The following is a 17,519-nucleotide window of genomic DNA, read 5'->3' as shown; positions in this document are numbered from 1 at the left end:
AATAATTATTGCGGATGTCCTTAAGCAACATCAAAGTGACAGTTATTTGCCCCTAACTGAGGATGAAATAAAAAATGAAATTTATGAAGTTGCGACCGAACAACTAAAATATACAAGAAAGAAATATTTAAATCATCATCTTCACCATAAAATGGAAAAGGTGAAAAAGTTAATAAACCATAAGGATATAAAGGTAGAGAATAAAACACTTTATAATAAGTATATTGATGAATTATACAATAAACAGGAGTTTTTAGATATAAAACAAGAGCTTTTGAATCTTTTTGACCAGATGCAGGAGTTTTATGAGGGAGAAAGTTGGGAAAATAATTGGCATGACTATATGGATGGTAAGTCGGTATTTAGCAAGGTTGTTGCTAAACTTAGTGTAGGACCAGAAGTAAAGTCTGCAAGGTTGAAAAGGGAAATTAAGTGTGCAATTTTAGAAACAAAAGGTAGTGAATTTAATAATCTTATTGATAAAATTATAGCTCTTTTTGGAATTACAAATGAAGCAATTGAAGTAGAAGAGCTTGAGGAGAGGGAAGAATAATTACATTTGTTTAGAAAAAAAACTTAACAATGTCAGTAAATTATAATGTTTTAAATTCCTATAAGATATGAAAATTCATCCTTTTTAGATGTAATTTTTACACTTTTTACTTTTTAAAACAGGGTACTTGAAGCCGATGAATAAAGGATTGAACAAAAGAAGGTATTTGTTCAATCCTTTTTGTATTAAAGAGGAATTATTTTTTATTCAAAGCAGTTATTAAATAATATATAATGTTACTGATGGAGGTTGTTTCTAATGATTGAAGATTTACTAGAAAAAATAAATAAATGTTCCATTGAGGCAACTTCTGATGAAACTAGAATTCAGCAAAAGGAGCAAAATGAGCAGTATTTTACACCAATCAGCATTGCAAGTTTTATGAGTTCTATGTTTAAAGAAGTTAGAAAAAATGAAATCAATATTTTAGATCCAGGTTGTGGTACAGGCAATCTTTCCGCAGCTTTTATTGCTATGGTTTGCGATTGGAAAAGAAAGCCTAAAGTGATTAATTTAGAACTTTTTGAAATTGATGAGACGCTTTCTGAAAAGTTAAATAAGAATTTGTTCGAGCTCCAAAAGTTATGCGGAGATAATGGAATTACTTTAAATTTCACAACACGATATGAAGATTTTATCATTGCTGGATTGAATAAGGTGAATGAATGTAATGATTTATTTGACTATATTATTTTAAATCCACCATATCGTAAGTTAAATAGTGAATCTAATCATAAGAGAATTCTAATGGAATGTGGAATAGATGTTCCAAACTATTATGCTGCTTTTTTAGCTATATCGTATAGATTATTAAAATCTAAAGGACAATTAGTAGTTATATTGCCTAGAAGTTTCTGCAGTGGGACCTACTTTAAGTCGTTTAGAGAAGATTTAATTACACAAACAAAAATAGATCGAATTCATATTTTTAAATCGAGAAAAGATTTATTTTATGATGAAGTTTTACAAGAAACTATTATTTTATCCTTACAGAAAAAAGTACAGAAGTTAAATGACACTATTCTTATAACAGAGTCTTTAAAAGATGATTTTACCGAGACTAAAAGAACACATAAACGTTTTGATAATGTAATATTTCCATTAGACTCTAAGAAAATAATTCGTATTATCCATACTCCAGATAAAATGATTGTAGATCAAATGCATTCACTACCTTGCACATTATCAAAGTTGGGAATTAGTGTTTCAACGGGACCTATAGTTGATTTTAGAGAAAATCCAGAAAGCCTCAGGTTTGAATATAATCTATGGTCATTTCCAATGATTTATCAAGAGAATTTTAGACAGGGAAAAATAGAGTGGCCTATTGAAAGTGAAAAACCAGGTCTCATTGTTGAAGATGATAAAAATTATAAAAGATTAAGACCTTCCGGAATATATGTCTTAGTTAAAAGAATGACTACGAAAGAAGAGAGAAAAAGGATTGTAGCTGCTGTTTTTAACAATAAGCAGTATTCAGATCAAAAGGTTGGATTCGACAATAAAATAAATTATTACCATATAGCGCATGGTGGAATTGATGATTTGAATTTAGCAAAAGGTTTATGTTTATATCTTAATTCATCATTGGTAGACTTCTACTTCAGAACTTTTAGTGGCAGCACCCAGGTTAATGTTGCAGATTTAAAAGCAATAAAATACCCCTATAAAGAAGACTTGATCCAAATAGGTAGGTTGTTTAATGAATTACCTCCACAAGAAGAAATTGACAAAATTATTGATAATTATAATTTTAAAAAAGCCATCTAGATACATATTGTATTTAGGTGGCTTTTGAATTATTTTATTATTTTCCCAAAAAAAAATTGACTTATTGAATCAGTCGTTATAAATTAGACTTTGCAGTTTGAATAATTTGGATAAATTGAATAATTTTATTAATTTGATAATTGAATCAGTCTTGTTAACTTATTATCATCAAATCAGGTAAGGAGAAGAAATGGTGATTGGTTTAGAAGTATTAATAAAGTTAAAAAAATGGTTTTAAGGAAGTTGTAAATTACGTTAAGGTCTCTCCACAATCAGTTAGCGATTGGATAAAGGGTAAAAAAGATTACCACCAATGAAAATTGGTAATTATCGGAATATTCAGAAGTTGATGCAGATCTAATTTCTAAAGAAGTAAATGAGGAAAATGAAAAAAATTCGTTATAAAGTAGGAAGCATCTTAGAACCAATTATTATCAGAAATTAAAATAATGATGACTTATTTTTTTGAGAGGATGATATGAAAATGGAAAATCAGGAACAACTCATTTTTGATATTATTTCCAGTGATGTGAACAATTACGGAACTATAAAAGAATTGGAAGATCAGATTACTGAAGAAAGAAAGGAAATGAAAACTGAAACATTGGATATTACTATTTCAGAACTTCTGAATATGTATTCAAACCGAAAAGTAATAGACATCCATCCGGAGTTTCAAAGGCTATTTAGATGGTCAATGACTCAAAAAACAAAATTGATTGAATCAATTTTGTTAGGTATCCCTATACCTCCTCTCTTTGTTGCTGAAGATGAACGAACTGCATGGGATGTAATTGATGGTGTACAAAGGTTATCAACAATCTTTGAGTTTTTGGGTGTACTAAGAGATGATGAAGAGAAAATAATACCTCCGAGTATATTGGTAGGTACAGAAAAACTACCAAGCCTAGAAGGAAAAGTATGGGATAATGAGCATCCTCCACATAAACATCGCTTCTCATTTCAACAAGGAATTGGTATTGCAAACAGATTTTTAAACTCGAAATTAAAAGTAATTGTTGTAGGAAACGAAAGTAATCCTAAGGCAAAATATGATATATTTGATAGATTAAATACTGGTGGTAGTAAATTAACACATCAGGAAGTTAGAAATTGCTTAGCAATTATGATTAATAGAGAATTCTATGTTTGGCTTAGAAATTTATCAATGAATCCTGACTTTATGTCATGTTTACCAATTAGTCAAAAAGCAAAAAACGAACAAAATAATTTAGAATATGTTTTACGCTTTGTTGTTTATAGGCATATCAAAAAAGATGAGTATTCATTTACAGATGATATACATGAAGTGCTAACTAAAAAAATGAGAGACATTTGCAGTGAAAATAGTCTTGATCTAATTAAGGAGAAAGAGATTTTTGATAAAACATTTGAACTTCTTAATAATGCTCTTGGAGAATCTGCATTTAAAAAATACTATAATGAAGAGCAAAGATTTAAAGGGCAAGTAATGCTATCTAGCTTTGAAATTATTGCAATCGGTATAGCAGAAAATCTAGATAAAATCATTAATATGGATATTCCTACAGATTATATATTAACTAAAGTAACAGACCTTTATGACTCGAGTGATTATTCGGAAGCCCAAAAAACTATAAGTGGTAGAGCGGTAACTCGATTCACAACTTTAACTGATTTGGGTAAAAAGTATTTTAGCTATTAATTGATTAAAATGAAGCCATCTTGGGTAAATAGAATCGTAAAAAATAAATATGAAAATATATATTATAGCTATGAACATATGTTCAGAAAAAAACCTCATTCTATATACAGAATGAGGGTTTTTTCTATTGGAGGAAAAATTATGAGTCAAAAAAGGAACATAAAACCGGTAGAGTTACTGGAAACAAAAATGAAGAAGAAGCAGCCTGCAAAATGAGTAATCTTTGTTAGTCAAAATCGCTTCATTCGGAGTCCAAAAAAATGGATATCAACTAGCGGAAGCGGAGAATCGACGGATTAAAAGAATTAAAGGCACAACTTGATCATGTATGTGACCAGATGAGTTCCTCAAATCGCCAAGCAGATCGGGTGTAAAAACTTAGAGCATACCCAGCAGCAATATGTTATGTAGCTAGAAGCATCCAAACAAACGGCAGACATTGCAAAGGGAATTGGCCTAGGCCTTTATAATGTATTTGTTACGGAGGTTTGGGATTTTGTCACAGACCCTAGGGAAACGGTTGAAGGAGTGGCAAATTCAATCGTGCATCCGATAAAAACCTATAAATATATTTTAATGGGAATATCTTATTTTATGAACGGGATATGGTAAATGGTGATGCCTATTCGCGGTCTCATTGGGTAACTTATGCCCTTGGAACAGTCGTCACGAAAGTAGTAGAAACAAAAGGCGCAGAAGCCGTAACGAAGACTGGGGTGGTCACAATAATAGCGGCAGCAGTAAAAGGCGTTACGAAGGCAAAAGAATTAGTCTCAATACCTAATCTTTTGCCTTACAATCTAAACACCAACTATTGTTTGAAGGAGATTACTGAATGAATAAAGGTGTATTAACAAATTTTATTAATGAACATAGGAATCAGATGACTTTAGGTGGAATAGATGTAAGTCAAATCAATGTTTTCCAAAATGAGTTAGGGGTGGAATTACTAGAAAGTTATAAGTGGTTTTTAACGACCTAGGTCATCTTACAGTAGAAACCCCTGCTATGGTTTTGAACATTCCCCTACCTTTTACAGTATTCAGTACCCGCGCAACTTTAAAGGTTCTTTTTTATTGCACAAATTTTCTAGTTTGTATAACGTTTATTATTAACAGTAAAAACACACCGTTTTTGATTGTTAGTTTTGATAAGAGTTTGATAAAAAACCAAAAAAAGAGGTGAAATCACCTTTTTTAAATTTGCCTTAAAAATCATGGTTTTTGTTAATATAGTTATAGAAGAAACTTTTCAATCTTCCAAATGTGTAAAATATAAAAGAATATCCTTAATAAAACATGTTTATGATACACTATCCAGACACTAGTTGAAGGGAAACCTTCGATTTTAGAAAAAAGCCCGAATAATGTATTATTGTTCAACGAGTTATTGAATATTTAATTTAGATCTAAAAAATCCTCTTATATATAACCACAGTCAGGAGCGAATCATGAGCATCGAGAAAAAGCTAATTGTCAATTCAGACAAGGGTAATTTATTAAATGAATTAATTTCTTCTATTAATGAGTGTGAAAAGTTTTATTTCAGCGTGGCCTTTATTAATTATAGTGGTCTTCAGCTGTTGTTGGATACTTTCAAGAACGCGGAAAAAAGGGGAGTAAAGGGGAAGATTATTACTTCTACTTATCTTAATTTTACTGAAGCGAAGGCTTTAAAGAAAATAAATGAGTTTAGTAATATTCATTTGAAGATTTTTGAAACAGATAAGGCGATTGGTTTTCATACGAAAGCGTATATTTTCGAATTTGAGGATAGCTATAAGGTGATTATTGGTTCTTCTAATATTACTCAAAGTGCCCTTAAGAGTAATATTGAGTGGAACGTTGAGATTATTGCTAAAGAGGATGCTCAATTTCTGAAAGATGTTTTAAAGGAATATGATGGCTTATGGAATAGTAGTGTCGTAGCGGATGACAATTTTATTAGTAAGTATGAAGAGTTTTTGAGTAAATTAAAGGGCTATACGAATACTCAGCAATTTATTTATGAAAGCTCTGAATATATCATTCCTAATAACATGCAAAAATGTGCGGTTGAAAACCTTGAAAGAATTAGATCGTTTGGGGAAAAGAAGGCCTTAGTTATAGCAGCAACAGGGACGGGTAAAACGTATATGTCTGCTTTTGACGTAAAGGGATTCAAGCCTAAAAGATTGTTGTTCATTGTACATAGAGAAGAAATATTAAAAAAAGCAAAAGAGACATTTGAAAAGCTCCTTCCTAATGAAAAACTGACATTTGGATTACTGACTGGGAATCAAAAGCAAAAAAATGCCGATTATATTTTTTCTACCATACAAACTTTGTCTAAATGCTACGAGGAATTTAAACGAGACAAATTTGATTATATTATTTTTGACGAGGCTCACCATGTAACAAGCCCAAGCTATCAAGCAGTGTTAGAATATTTCGACCCACAGTTCACATTAGGGATGACAGCTACTCCAGAGAGAAGCGATCAACAAAATGTCTTTGACCTATTCGATAATAATGTGGCATTAGAAGTTCGTTTACATGAGGCTTTAGAGGATGAACTGGTTATTCCCTTTCATTATTTTGGTATTACCGATATTGAGGGAATTGATTTAAGTGATGTAGATATTGACGATGTAGCGGAGATCACGAAGAGATTAAAGGTTAACGAGAGAGTCGACTTTATTATTAAGAATATGAATTTCTATGGCCATGACGGTGAAAAAAGAAAAGGCCTAGGGTTTTGCGTAACCGTTGAACATGCACAATATATGGCACAAGAATTCAATAGTAGGGGTATTCAAAGTATCTGTTTATCTGGAAATGACTCAGTCGAGCAGAGATCGTATTATATAAATAAGTTAGAAGATGACCATGATGATTTAGAATTTATTTTCACGGTTGATATTTTTAATGAGGGTGTTGATATTCCTTCAGTAAATACCGTACTAATGTTAAGACCTACTAATTCTCCGATTGTTTTTATTCAACAGCTGGGAAGAGGACTTCGTAAGCATAAAGACAAGACTTTCCTAACTGTACTTGATTTCATTGGGAATCATAGTAAAACGTTCTTAATTGCCATCGCATTAAATGGAAGCCGTTATTATGATAAAGAAAGCTTAAAGGTTGCTATTGCAACTGGCTTTGCAAATATTCCAGGGTGTACGCATATTCAAATGGATAAAATTTCTGAAGAACGGATATTAGCGCAGATTGATAAGGAAAACTTTAATTCTTTGAAGTATTTGAAGGAAGAGTACTTTGAGTTTAAGAAAATGAATCAAGGTAAAATTCCTTTATTATTAATGGATTATATGAAATTTGATGGAGCTCCAGATCCGATTAAGTTTATTAATCGCGAAAAAACATATTTGCAATTTGTAGCAAAAGTAGAAAAAGAGGATTCCTTGAAAAGGCTATTACTAGACGAAGATTTTGAAGGAGTATTAAGGGAATTATCGAGCAAATTACCTTTAAAGCGAGTGTATGAATTTGCTATTGCTAAATATCTATTGGACCATGATGATATCTCTTTAGAAACCGCAAAACGTGAGATATTGAAGTTGGTTAAAGAGGTAGATGAAGATAGCGTATTGCATGCCTTGCAGTGTCTAAATCAGGATTTTTATGATCCTGGTCAGAAAAAGAGGAACTTTAAGTTATTTGCTCTTGAAAATGGTCATTTAACTAAGACAACTTCTTATCAAAAGGTTCTACAGAATGAAGAATATAGAACGTATATCGAAGATCTGATCATTTATGGAATCTTTAGATATGAAAAGGAATTTAAAGAAGACTACTATGGTGTGCCACATTTGAAGCTATATGAACAGTATCAAATGGCTGATGCTGCATTACTCTCAAATTATCGCAAAAGCCACAGTGCCTTTAGGGGTTCTGGTCTACTTTCAAATGGAAATGACTATTTCTTATTTATTGATTTGCACAAGGAAGAAGATATTAAAGAGAGCATTAATTACCACGATGAATTTATAAGCGAACGCATTTTTCAATGGCAGACTCCAAATAGTACTGCCCCAAGTTCTGAGAGAGGAAAGAATATTGTATTCAATCAGGATAGAGGGATACATTTACATTTATTTATTAGAAAGTATAAAGAAATAGACGGAAAGACAGAACCGTATATTTATATCGGGAAGGGTAACACGGTGGAATATGAAGGGGAAAAGCCAATTACCGTTACAATGGAATTAGAGAATGAAGTTCCGGCTAGTTTATATACGGAGTTCACTAAAAGAGTATAGTCTTCTCATTTGAGAAGACTATTTTTTTCATTTATCAATTGTTCCACAGCTGGAATGTCAGCAGGAGCCCATTTTAGAGAACTTAGATTCTCGCGCTTTAACCATATAAGTTTAGAATGCTCATTGGCTGTTGGGGTACCTCCAATGATTCTACATTTTATAGACAGTAGGTTAATGATGAAGGTTTCATATTCATGCGTATTATCATTAAAGATTGAAGCCTCTGTTTCAACCTTGCATTGTAATTCCTCATCAATCTCTCTTTTTAAAGCAGTAAAAATATCTTCTCCCTTTTCTACTTTTCCACCTGGGAATTCCCACATGTTCGGGATGCTCATATCTGGAGAGCGTAACGCACATAGTATTTCATCTTTTTCATTTTCAATAATGGCTGCAACTACTTTAACTTGCTTTTTCATGTTATCCTCCTATAGGTTTGCTATGATTAAATAATATCATGATTAAGTGAGGTTTGTGATAAATACAAAATTTAGGTAAGTGATATAATTGTTATAAAAACTTTGAAGGAGGCCCATTTATGCCAGTCCACAATAAATTAGTTCGTGATCGGATTCCTGAAGTGATTGAAGCTACAGGAAAGAAATTTACAACAAGAGTTCTAGATGAGAAAGAATACATAGAAGAATTGAAAAAGAAGAGCTTTGAAGAGTTACAGGAATATGTAGAGACTGAAAGTAAAGAGGATGCGATTGAAGAGTTGGCAGATGTGTTAGAAATCCTTCATGCCCTGGCTGAGTATCATGGGGCTTCTATGGAGGAAGTGGAGAAAGTAAGGAAGATCAAAGCAGACAAACGAGGAGGATTTAAGGAAAAGATTTATCTGATTGAGGTTGAAGATGAGTAAGGTCCAATTAATTACCAGTCAATTAGGGACACACCTATTGAAGCAGATTGATTCTGCTTCTTCTATTTGTATTTTGACCTCTTTTGTGATGAAATCTGGTGTTCAATACTTGAGAGAAGCATTAAATGCAGCTGCTGCACGTGGAGCGGAAATTAAAGTGTGTACTGGCGATTATTTGTTTGTGACCCAGCCAGAAGCATTAAGGATATTATTAGAGATTGATTCAAGGATTGAGGTCAGATTATGGAAGAGTAACGGGGTGTCCTTTCATCCTAAAGCTTATCTATTTCAAAAGGAGAACCAAGATAGCCTGTTTGTTGGATCGTCTAATCTTTCACGTTCGGCTTTAAGTAATGGAGTGGAATGGAGTCTTTCTGTTAGTGATGATGAAGAAGTATTTTCTCAAGGTCTGCATCTATTTTTAGAAACGTTTTATAGTGACCATACGATTTCTTTAAATCAAGAAACGTTGAAGAATTATGAAGAAAGCTATGAGAAGTTTCATATAACTAATCCAAATCTTCCTCAAAAGTGGACAGAGACAGAGGAAATGGATTTAATGCTTCCAAGTGAAGTTGATGAGTCTATTCCAACAACGGAGATAATTCATGAATCATCTGCATCATATGGGGAAATTTATCCTCGCTTTGCACAAATTGAGGCATTAGAGGAATTAAATAAAACAATGGAAGAAGATTATGATAAGGCGTTAGTCGTGATGGCCACTGGATTAGGAAAGACATATTTAGCCGGGTTCTTTGCGCGCAATTTCAAACGGGTGCTGTTTATTGCACATCTTGAAGAAATTCTATATCAGGCTAAGAAGTCATTCCAAACGGTTATGCCAGAAGAGAGCTTTTCTATTTATAATGGCAAGGTGAAAGAAAGGCATGGACATACCATTTTTGCATCGATTTACACGTTAAGCATGCAGCGGCATCTTCAAGTTTTTGATCCTGAAGAATTTGACTTGATTATAGTCGATGAGTTTCATCATGCAGCGGCTGAATCTTATCAACGAGTACTGGATTTCTTCAAACCGAAATTTTTGCTTGGAGTCACGGCCACACCGGATCGGAATGATAACAAGGATGTATATGCTATCTGCGGTGGAAACGTAGCATTCCGGATGGATTTCCTTGAGGCAATTCAACGGAACTGGTTAGCGCCTTTTAAATATTTTGGTGTGTATGATGATACAGATTATAGTCAGATTACTTGGCTCGGAAATCGATATGATGAAAAGGAGTTACTACAGCTTCAATTACGTGATGAGATGGCTGAAAAGGTATTGAATGCATGGAAGGACAAAAGGAAGACTCGTACAATAAGTTTCTGTTCATCCATTAAGCAAGCAGAGTTTCTTTCTGCCTTTTTTAATCAAAAGGGCTATAGAGCAATTAGTCTGCATTCAAAACAAAGAGATATAAATAGAGATGATGCAATAAGTCAGCTTACAGCTGGAGCCCTCGATATTATTTTTACGGTTAATCTATTCAATGAGGGAGTTGATATCCCAGCTGTTGATACGCTTTTATTTGTTAGGCCAACAGAATCGTTAACGGTCTTTACCCAGCAGATTGGCAGAGGCCTGAGGCTACATGACTCCAAGGATCATTGCGTTATTATAGATTTGATTGGTAATTATCGAAATGCAGATGTTAAATTAAGTTTGCTTGATACGGATTTGAGCAAGCAGAAGACGAAAACCATTGAGCCGGTTGTTCCTGAATTATGTGAGATAGAATTAGATATCCAGGTTATTAATCTCTTAAAGGAAATGGTGAAAAAGAAGCAACCTAGACGAGATAAATTAGTAAATGATTATCTCGTATTAAAGCAGGAAATAGGAAGAAGGCCTTCCTATTTAGAATTACATCTAAAAGGTGCCTCTGATTCCCCGCAGTATCGTCAGGAATTCTCTTCATATTATGGATTCTTGGAATATGCTAAAGAGTTTTCAGAAAATGAATCAGAAATCTTTCATCGATATGAACAATGGCTAGTGGAAGTAGAGAAAACAGGTATGGCGAAGAGCTATAAAATGGTCGTTCTGCTAGCGATGCTAGAGCGTGGAGAGTATAGTTGGTTCAAGCCAATCACCTCTGAGGAAGCAGCACCATTCTTTCATAACTACTTAACAGAAACAGAGTATCGAAAACAAATCGACTTTGCTGATAAATCATCTAAAAAGCTATGGCATTACGATAAAGATGGAGTTAGTAGGTTAATTGCGACTATGCCTATGTCTAAGTGGAGTGGAAGCTCTAAAGGGTTAATTTCTTACGAAGATGATATTTTCCAGCTGAACTTTGATGTCAAACCAGAAGACCAGAGGGTTTTGTTTAATATGACCAAGGATATTTGTGAATATAGACTTCATTATCACTTTGAGCGGAAGGCTAAATAAAAGAATCCATCCCCAAAAAGAGACATCCCCCACCCGGATGTCTCTTCTCTTTTTATAAACCTAACACACTCATCATCCCCTCATGCGTAGCTTCCTCAATTGTCCGCGGACCAAGGCAATCTCCAATCTGTTTCACGATGGGCGCATGGCCTTTCATTTCTTCGAATAGTTCTGTGTTGGGTATGCGGCCAAGGGAGAGGACGATGGAGTCCCAGTTGGTTAGTTCTTGTTTTTGTTGGGTGAATAGGTTCCGGATGATGACGTGATTTTCTTTGATTGCCCCGATGTCGTAATGGGGTAGGAGTGTGACGTTTAGGTTGTATAGTTTTTTTAGGTATTCGTTCCTGAGGTATTGGTGAACGGTTTCGCCGATGTGCAGGCGTGATGATATGAGTGTGACTTGGTGGCCTTTTTCGGCTAGGTAGATGGCTGCTTCCATGCCGGGCCAGTCTCCGCCAAAGTCGAATACGAGTACGTTGTCCCCGACTTTTTTAGTTGAGCTGAATAGGTCATCACTCATGATGATCCGTGGGTCATCCATTCCTTCGATGGCTGGTGTATAGGGCCGTGAGCCGGTTGCACAGATGATGGCGTCCGGTTTTGATTCGGATATTTCTTGGGCGGTGGCTGTTTTGCCTAATTGCACATTTATATTGCTTCTCATTAGTTTCCTGGAGTAGTTATCGAGCATCGATTCTGCGAGTTCATGACGCATCGGTGCTTTGCGCATGGTGCGAAGCAGGCCGCCGATTGATTTGCTTTGATCGATCAGTGTAACGGAATGACCTAGTGAATCCGCGGTTATGGCTGCTTGTAATCCGCCGGGGCCGGCGCCGATGACGAGGACATTCTGTTTGTTTCTCGTTTTCTTTAATTCTGGTAAGATCCATGCTTCTTTACCTGTTGTCGGGTTTTGGACACAGCCAATCGGCAGTCCTTTATGATAGTGACCGATACAGGCTTGTAAACAGCCGATGCATGCATCGATTGCCTGCAGGTCGCCATCTTTTGCCTTGTTGGGCATGTCTGGGTCGACGATTAAGGCCCTGGTCATTCCGACGACATCGGCTTTTCCGGTGGATACGATCTGTTCCGCTTCAACGGGGTCGACAATTCGATTGCCGACAAAGACCGGTACGGCTCCTGCCATCCTGATTTTGAATCCATGTGGTGAAAGGTATGCGTGCTTTATCGGTGATGGCGGCACGATATGTGTTGATCCCTCAAAGGTACTTGAATCTCCGGCTGTGACATTGATGAAATCCAAACGGACTTTCTCAGCGAGATATTCGACGATTTGCACGGAATCCTTCATTGTTGTCCCGTCCATCGTCAGTTCATCTGAACTCATGCGAATACCGACGGTAAAGTCTTCCCCGACTCTGTCCCATACCTTCTCCAATATTGACACGATGAATCGCATCCGATTTTCAAATGACCCGCCATAGTGATCGGTGCGTTTATTTGTATGCTGTGACCAAAACTGGGCAGGAAGATATCCGTGTGAACAGCAAATTTCGACTCCATCAAGTCCGCCTTCCTTTGCCAGCTGTGCTGAATGGGCGAACCCTTCAATCACTCCTTCAATATCCTCTAAGCTCATTGGTTTTGGCATCACACCGAAGCGCAAGCTGGGAACGGCCGATGGCGCCCATGCCGCATTTCGATAGTCGCTCGATACGACTTCCCTTCCGCCATGGAATAGCTGCGAGAAAACCTTCGTTCCATACTTATGGAGCGTTTCGGAAAGCTCTTTGTAGGCATCGACAATTCTTTGGTCATATCCGGCAATCGTTTTGGATGTAAGCATGCCGGATGGATGTACCGATGCCGCTTCAAGGATGATCAATCCGACGCCGCCTTTAGCACGGGCTTCATGATAGGCGACCATATCCGAAGTGGGAATTCCGTCCGTGACATGATTTGTTTGATGTGCTGTACTTAAGATCCGGTTTTTTAATTCAGTAGAACCGATCGTTAATTGGGTAAACAGATTCTTGAATTGAGCCATGTACATGAACACTCCCTAATGTTAGATAGAATGAGAGAATAGAGGGCAGCCATTCGCCCCTACCTATCCCTATACAGGTTCAATATGCAATAACCATGCCGTTCCGGGGGAGTGGGGTTTCATATTCGTTTTTTTACTTGGATAAAGAGGGTATGGCTCATGAGTATAGTATTTTATATATAGATAACTGAACCTTTTTTGGAAAGTGGTGATTCATAAAAGGTTCAGTTCTGAATTTTGTTGATTTAGAGACATTCGTCGCTTATGAAAATGATACTTATTTCTTTTCGTATCAAAAAGTGTAACAAAATCGGTTCGAAATCAAAATATGGGGTGATGTGATGGAAGTAAAAAAGGAATCACTAATTGTATTTTCCGATATTTCTATTTTGGATGTGAAAGCATTATTGAAAATTAATTCCTCACCATTTATTGTCATGAAAAATCACTTGGAAATCCTCGGCATATTGGATGAAGGTTTCTTTTTGAAGAAATTGGATAGCGATGGCGATAATCAGGAAATCACGGCTTATCTTAATTCATCGTTTGTCGTCGTTGATGATTTAGATAAGCTAAGTGAAGAGGATATGAGCATCTATGATTTTGTGATTCAACATGGCGATAACCAATATAGCTGCCATCCGATTTCCGAAGTCAGGGAAATGCTGCTTAAAAAGAAGATGAAGAGTTTAATCAGTCTAAATGAATCACTGCAGAAAGAGCTGGAGGTGACAAGAAAGAAGGTAAAGGAGCTCACGCAAATCCTGCATTCCAGCTATGATGAAATTTTCGTGACGGATGCGAACGGGGACACGTTATTCGTGAGTGAGGCATGCAAGAAGCTTACAGGGCTGCCGCCGGAGGCCTTTATTAATAAGAACATTAATGAGTTAGTTGAAAAGGGACTGATCGTCAATTCGGTTACATTAAAAACGATGAAAACGAAAGCGATCCATTCGGCGGAGCAGACCTATCCGCATGGATTGACGGTATTCAGCACAGCGAAGCCGATTTTTGATGAGGAGGGGAACTTATATAGAATCGTTTCGAACTCCAGGGATATCACCGAATTGGTTGAGATGAAGAGTCAATTGAATAGAGTGAACCTTAGGAACCAGCGGGCCCAGCATGAGAATTCGAGAACCGTTTCGTTCAATAACTTCATTACAAATTCGGATAAGATGGTAAAGGTTTTTGAGTTAGCTGAAAAAGTCGCCCCGATGGATTCATCGATCTTCATCCATGGAGAAACCGGAGTCGGAAAAGGGGTTTTAGCAAGGGTCATTCACGATCTCAGCAGCAGAAAGGATAAGAATTTCATTCAAGTGAATTGCGGCGCGATACCATCGGCTTTAATTGAGTCCGAGCTGTTTGGCTACGAAAGCGGCGCATTTACGGGAGCTAATAAGCACGGGAAAAAGGGGCTTGTTGAAAGTGCTGATGGCGGCACATTGTTTCTTGATGAAATCGGGGAAATGCCGCTCGACATTCAAGTGAAAATCCTGCATTTGGTCCAGGATCGAACATTCATGAAGGTGGGAGGAACGAAGGAGAAAAAGGTGAATATCCGCATCATCTCCGCCACGAATAAAGACTTGAAGCAAATGATCAAGAATAATCAGTTCCGCGAAGATCTATATTATCGGCTGCATGTCGTCCCCATGGAAATACCGCAGCTGCGTGAGAGGAAGGAAGATATCTTATTATTAACCGATTATTTTCTGAAGAAATTCAATGAAAAGTACGGTCAATCCATCACGATCGATGATCATTCCAAGTTAATTCTGCAGCTGCAGGATTACCCGGGCAATGTTCGGGAGTTGGAAAATGTAATTGAACAAATCGTCGTGACGGCCAGGAAGCCTATCGTAACGATAGAGGATTTGCCTTCCGATTTAACCTACAAAGATACGGCACTGGTCAATTTAACAGGAATCATTCCCTTGAAAAAAGCGTTAGAGGAAACGGAAAAGCAATTATTATCCCAGGCCCTTTCCACCTATAAATCAACCAGAAAAATGGCCAAGGCCCTGGGGGTCAGCCAAACGACGATCATGCGCAAACTGGGCAAATACCAATTTAGCTATCATGACGATTAATAATAAATTAACCTCTATTAAAATCTGAATATTCAAAAAGTTGGTATGGATATTGCATATTTAATGATTGATTATTTCTATTTTGATAAGGGGGTCAAGAAATGGGTGAGCTGATTTTCTCTTTAAGCTATGGGGGTTCCTTAATTGTCATGGGGTGGATCACGAAGGTTTTCCTAGTAAGAATGAAAAGAAATCAAGAAGAAATAAAAGCAAAAGATCCGATTGAAAAGGTGGGGATGTAAGTGGCCTTTCTCCTTGGTATCATTATTTCCTTTTGTGTTTACGTCTCGATTGGCATCTTTTTATTCAGGAAAGTGAAAAGCTCAGAGGAATACTATGTTTCTGGACGAAGCGGAAACACATTGATGATAACGGGTACGCTAGTTGCCTCTTTCCTAAGTACCGTATCATTCATGGGAGAAGCGGGATTTTCCTATGAAGGGTATCCGATCCTGCTGCTTATCCTCGTGATTTTTAATGCAAGCGGCTATATATTCGGAGTGTTCCTGTTTGGCAGATATTTAAGAAGAAGCAAATCATTGACCGTTCCTGAATTTTTTGGTAATCGCTTTCATTCTAAGAAGGTAAGGCTGGCGGCTGCGATCACGACGATTCTTGGAATCGCTGCATACTTGGTTGCCGTTACTCAAGGGGCAGCGGTTTTATTGGCCGAGGTTTCTGGTGTTTCCTATCCAATGGCCCTGGTGATCATGTGGGTCGTGTATTCATCCTTCACCATTCTCTCAGGAGCGAAGGGGGTCATGGTCAATGATACGGTGATGTTCTTTTTATTCTCGATCGCAACGTATCTTAGTTTTCCTTATATCATCAAATCCGCAGGCGGGTTCCCTGATGCCGTTACGAAAGCGGCAAACCTGGCTGAACGGCCTGATTTATTAAGCTGGCATGGCATTACCGGACCTGCCGCAACGATGGGCACTCCTTGGGAAGCATTGGCCTGGGCCGTCATCATGGGCTTGGTCTGGGGCATTGTCATCGCCGTGAGTCCATGGCAAAGCAGTCGATATTTAATGGCAAAAAATGAACACGTAGCCATCCGGGCCGGCGTTTGGGCAACGATATCCATTTTGACCGTCTATTTGTTTCTCCATATCAGCATATCGACAATCACCACCATTAAAGCGGATATCGCCCCGACGGAAAAGGTATTCATTTGGGCAGCGATGAATATTGTCCCTACATGGCTTGGAGTCATCATCGTCAGCGGCATCATGGCTGCCGCATTATCATCCTGTTCGAGCTTCCTTCAGATTATAGGAAGCAGCATTACACGGGATATCATGGAACAATCGCGGAAAAAGGAATACACCGATCATCATCTATTACGGGCCAGCCGCATTTCCATGGTTGTGATCAGCTTGATCATCTTAATGATTGGATTGTTCCAGCCGCCTGCCGTCATGTGGATCGGCTACTTTGCGGCTACACTATTTGCGGCATCATGGGGACCGATTGCCATATCAAGCGTATTTTCAAAGAAGGTAACGAAAGAAGGCGCATTTTGGAGCATCGTATTCGGCTTCGTTGGCGTCATTCTCGGAGAATGCCTCGGCATGTTCGGAATCAGCCTTCCCGTTTACTTGAATCCAGTCATCATTGGTTTAATTTTAAGCATAGGCGCACTCATAATTGGCTCCAAGTATGGAACGATCACCATCGAAGAAAAGGAGTTTCATGCAAATATCCTTCAAACCCCGATTGAAATAGACGAGCAAAAAGAAATGAACATCACCCGCAGATACCCAGCCTATTTAATGATCAGCGGCGTCATGATCATCATGGTTACACTGGTGTTTTATTATTGGCCGATCAATATGAATTGATTGATATATACTCATGTACTGG

General features: G+C 37.1%; 12 protein-coding genes. 10 read left to right on the top strand and 2 right to left on the bottom strand.

Features of this window, described 5'->3' with window-relative positions; all coding sequences use genetic code 11:
- Positions 1–46 precede the first annotated feature (46 nt).
- The 5 genes from ACFX4H_RS12925 to ACFX4H_RS12905 all read left to right on the top strand — a co-directional run bounded on the left by ACFX4H_RS12925 (position 47) and on the right by ACFX4H_RS12905 (position 8,268).
- The gene (locus tag ACFX4H_RS12925; protein ID WP_377435495.1) at positions 47–553 is read left to right on the top strand and encodes a hypothetical protein; all 507 of its coding nucleotides are present in this window, start codon (positions 47–49) and stop codon (positions 551–553) included.
- Between the two features lie 258 nt (positions 554–811).
- Positions 812–2,323 carry an Eco57I restriction-modification methylase domain-containing protein gene (locus ACFX4H_RS12920; RefSeq protein ID WP_377435494.1) on the top strand — a complete coding sequence of 504 codons (1,512 nt, stop codon included), beginning with the start codon at positions 812–814 and terminating at the stop codon, positions 2,321–2,323.
- A gap of 484 nt (positions 2,324–2,807) precedes the next feature.
- Complete coding sequence (locus tag ACFX4H_RS12915; RefSeq protein WP_377435493.1) at positions 2,808–4,007, top strand: GmrSD restriction endonuclease domain-containing protein; 1,200 nt, start codon at positions 2,808–2,810, stop codon at positions 4,005–4,007.
- Between the two features lie 835 nt (positions 4,008–4,842).
- Positions 4,843–4,989 carry an SMI1/KNR4 family protein gene (locus ACFX4H_RS12910; RefSeq protein ID WP_377435491.1) on the top strand — a complete coding sequence of 49 codons (147 nt, stop codon included), beginning with the start codon at positions 4,843–4,845 and terminating at the stop codon, positions 4,987–4,989.
- Between the two features lie 468 nt (positions 4,990–5,457).
- Positions 5,458–8,268, top strand: a complete 2,811-nt coding sequence (locus ACFX4H_RS12905) for a DEAD/DEAH box helicase (RefSeq protein ID WP_377435490.1) — start codon at positions 5,458–5,460, stop codon at positions 8,266–8,268.
- Between the two features lie 5 nt (positions 8,269–8,273).
- Here ACFX4H_RS12905 and ACFX4H_RS12900 read toward each other — a convergent pair whose 3' ends face one another.
- Complete coding sequence (locus ACFX4H_RS12900) at positions 8,274–8,687, bottom strand: (deoxy)nucleoside triphosphate pyrophosphohydrolase (protein ID WP_377435488.1); 414 nt, start codon at positions 8,685–8,687, stop codon at positions 8,274–8,276.
- 119 nt (positions 8,688–8,806) lie between these two features.
- On the opposite strand from ACFX4H_RS12900, the gene ACFX4H_RS12895 reads away from it, so the two are divergent.
- Both ACFX4H_RS12895 and ACFX4H_RS12890 read left to right on the top strand, forming a co-directional pair.
- Positions 8,807–9,133 (top strand): phosphoribosyl-ATP pyrophosphohydrolase, encoded by a 327-nt coding sequence (locus tag ACFX4H_RS12895; protein WP_377435486.1) that lies wholly within the window; start codon positions 8,807–8,809, stop codon positions 9,131–9,133.
- A complete protein-coding gene (locus ACFX4H_RS12890) occupies positions 9,126–11,543 on the top strand; it encodes a DEAD/DEAH box helicase family protein (RefSeq protein ID WP_377435485.1) in 2,418 nt (805 codons plus the stop codon). The genes ACFX4H_RS12895 and ACFX4H_RS12890 overlap by 8 nt, the downstream gene beginning before the upstream one ends.
- 52 nt (positions 11,544–11,595) lie before the next feature.
- On the opposite strand, the gene ACFX4H_RS12885 is transcribed toward ACFX4H_RS12890, so the two are convergent.
- Positions 11,596–13,554, bottom strand: coding sequence for an oxidoreductase (locus ACFX4H_RS12885; protein WP_377435483.1), 1,959 nt, complete (start codon positions 13,552–13,554; stop codon positions 11,596–11,598).
- Positions 13,555–13,895: 341 nt separating this feature from the next.
- On the opposite strand from ACFX4H_RS12885, the gene ACFX4H_RS12880 reads away from it, so the two are divergent.
- From ACFX4H_RS12880 to ACFX4H_RS12870, 3 genes are all read left to right on the top strand, one after another.
- Positions 13,896–15,653 (top strand): sigma-54 interaction domain-containing protein, encoded by a 1,758-nt coding sequence (locus ACFX4H_RS12880; RefSeq protein WP_377435481.1) that lies wholly within the window; start codon positions 13,896–13,898, stop codon positions 15,651–15,653.
- Positions 15,654–15,754: 101 nt separating this feature from the next.
- Positions 15,755–15,895, top strand: coding sequence for a hypothetical protein (locus tag ACFX4H_RS12875; protein ID WP_153246165.1), 141 nt, complete (start codon positions 15,755–15,757; stop codon positions 15,893–15,895).
- Positions 15,896–17,497 (top strand): sodium:solute symporter family protein, encoded by a 1,602-nt coding sequence (locus ACFX4H_RS12870; protein ID WP_377435480.1) that lies wholly within the window; start codon positions 15,896–15,898, stop codon positions 17,495–17,497.
- Positions 17,498–17,519 lie beyond the last annotated feature (22 nt).

Origin of the sequence: Peribacillus sp. YIM B13477, assembly GCF_042787955.1 — a bacterium.
Taxonomy (GTDB): domain Bacteria; phylum Bacillota; class Bacilli; order Bacillales; family DSM-1321; genus Peribacillus; species Peribacillus frigoritolerans.
Note: the sequence above shows the minus strand (reverse complement) of the source record. Positions and strands in the feature narration are given on the sequence as shown.

Coding starts and splice junctions, on each gene's coding strand:
- ACFX4H_RS12895 (WP_377435486.1), top strand. CDS start 8,807: ATGCCAGTCCACAATAAATTAGTTCGTGATCGGATTCCTGAAGTGATT.
- ACFX4H_RS12900 (WP_377435488.1), bottom strand. CDS start 8,687: ATGAAAAAGCAAGTTAAAGTAGTTGCAGCCATTATTGAAAATGAAAAA.
- ACFX4H_RS12905 (WP_377435490.1), top strand. CDS start 5,458: ATGAGCATCGAGAAAAAGCTAATTGTCAATTCAGACAAGGGTAATTTA.
- ACFX4H_RS12885 (WP_377435483.1), bottom strand. CDS start 13,554: ATGGCTCAATTCAAGAATCTGTTTACCCAATTAACGATCGGTTCTACT.
- ACFX4H_RS12915 (WP_377435493.1), top strand. CDS start 2,808: ATGGAAAATCAGGAACAACTCATTTTTGATATTATTTCCAGTGATGTG.
- ACFX4H_RS12880 (WP_377435481.1), top strand. CDS start 13,896: ATGGAAGTAAAAAAGGAATCACTAATTGTATTTTCCGATATTTCTATT.
- ACFX4H_RS12920 (WP_377435494.1), top strand. CDS start 812: ATGATTGAAGATTTACTAGAAAAAATAAATAAATGTTCCATTGAGGCA.
- ACFX4H_RS12890 (WP_377435485.1), top strand. CDS start 9,126: ATGAGTAAGGTCCAATTAATTACCAGTCAATTAGGGACACACCTATTG.
- ACFX4H_RS12910 (WP_377435491.1), top strand. CDS start 4,843: ATGAATAAAGGTGTATTAACAAATTTTATTAATGAACATAGGAATCAG.
- ACFX4H_RS12875 (WP_153246165.1), top strand. CDS start 15,755: ATGGGTGAGCTGATTTTCTCTTTAAGCTATGGGGGTTCCTTAATTGTC.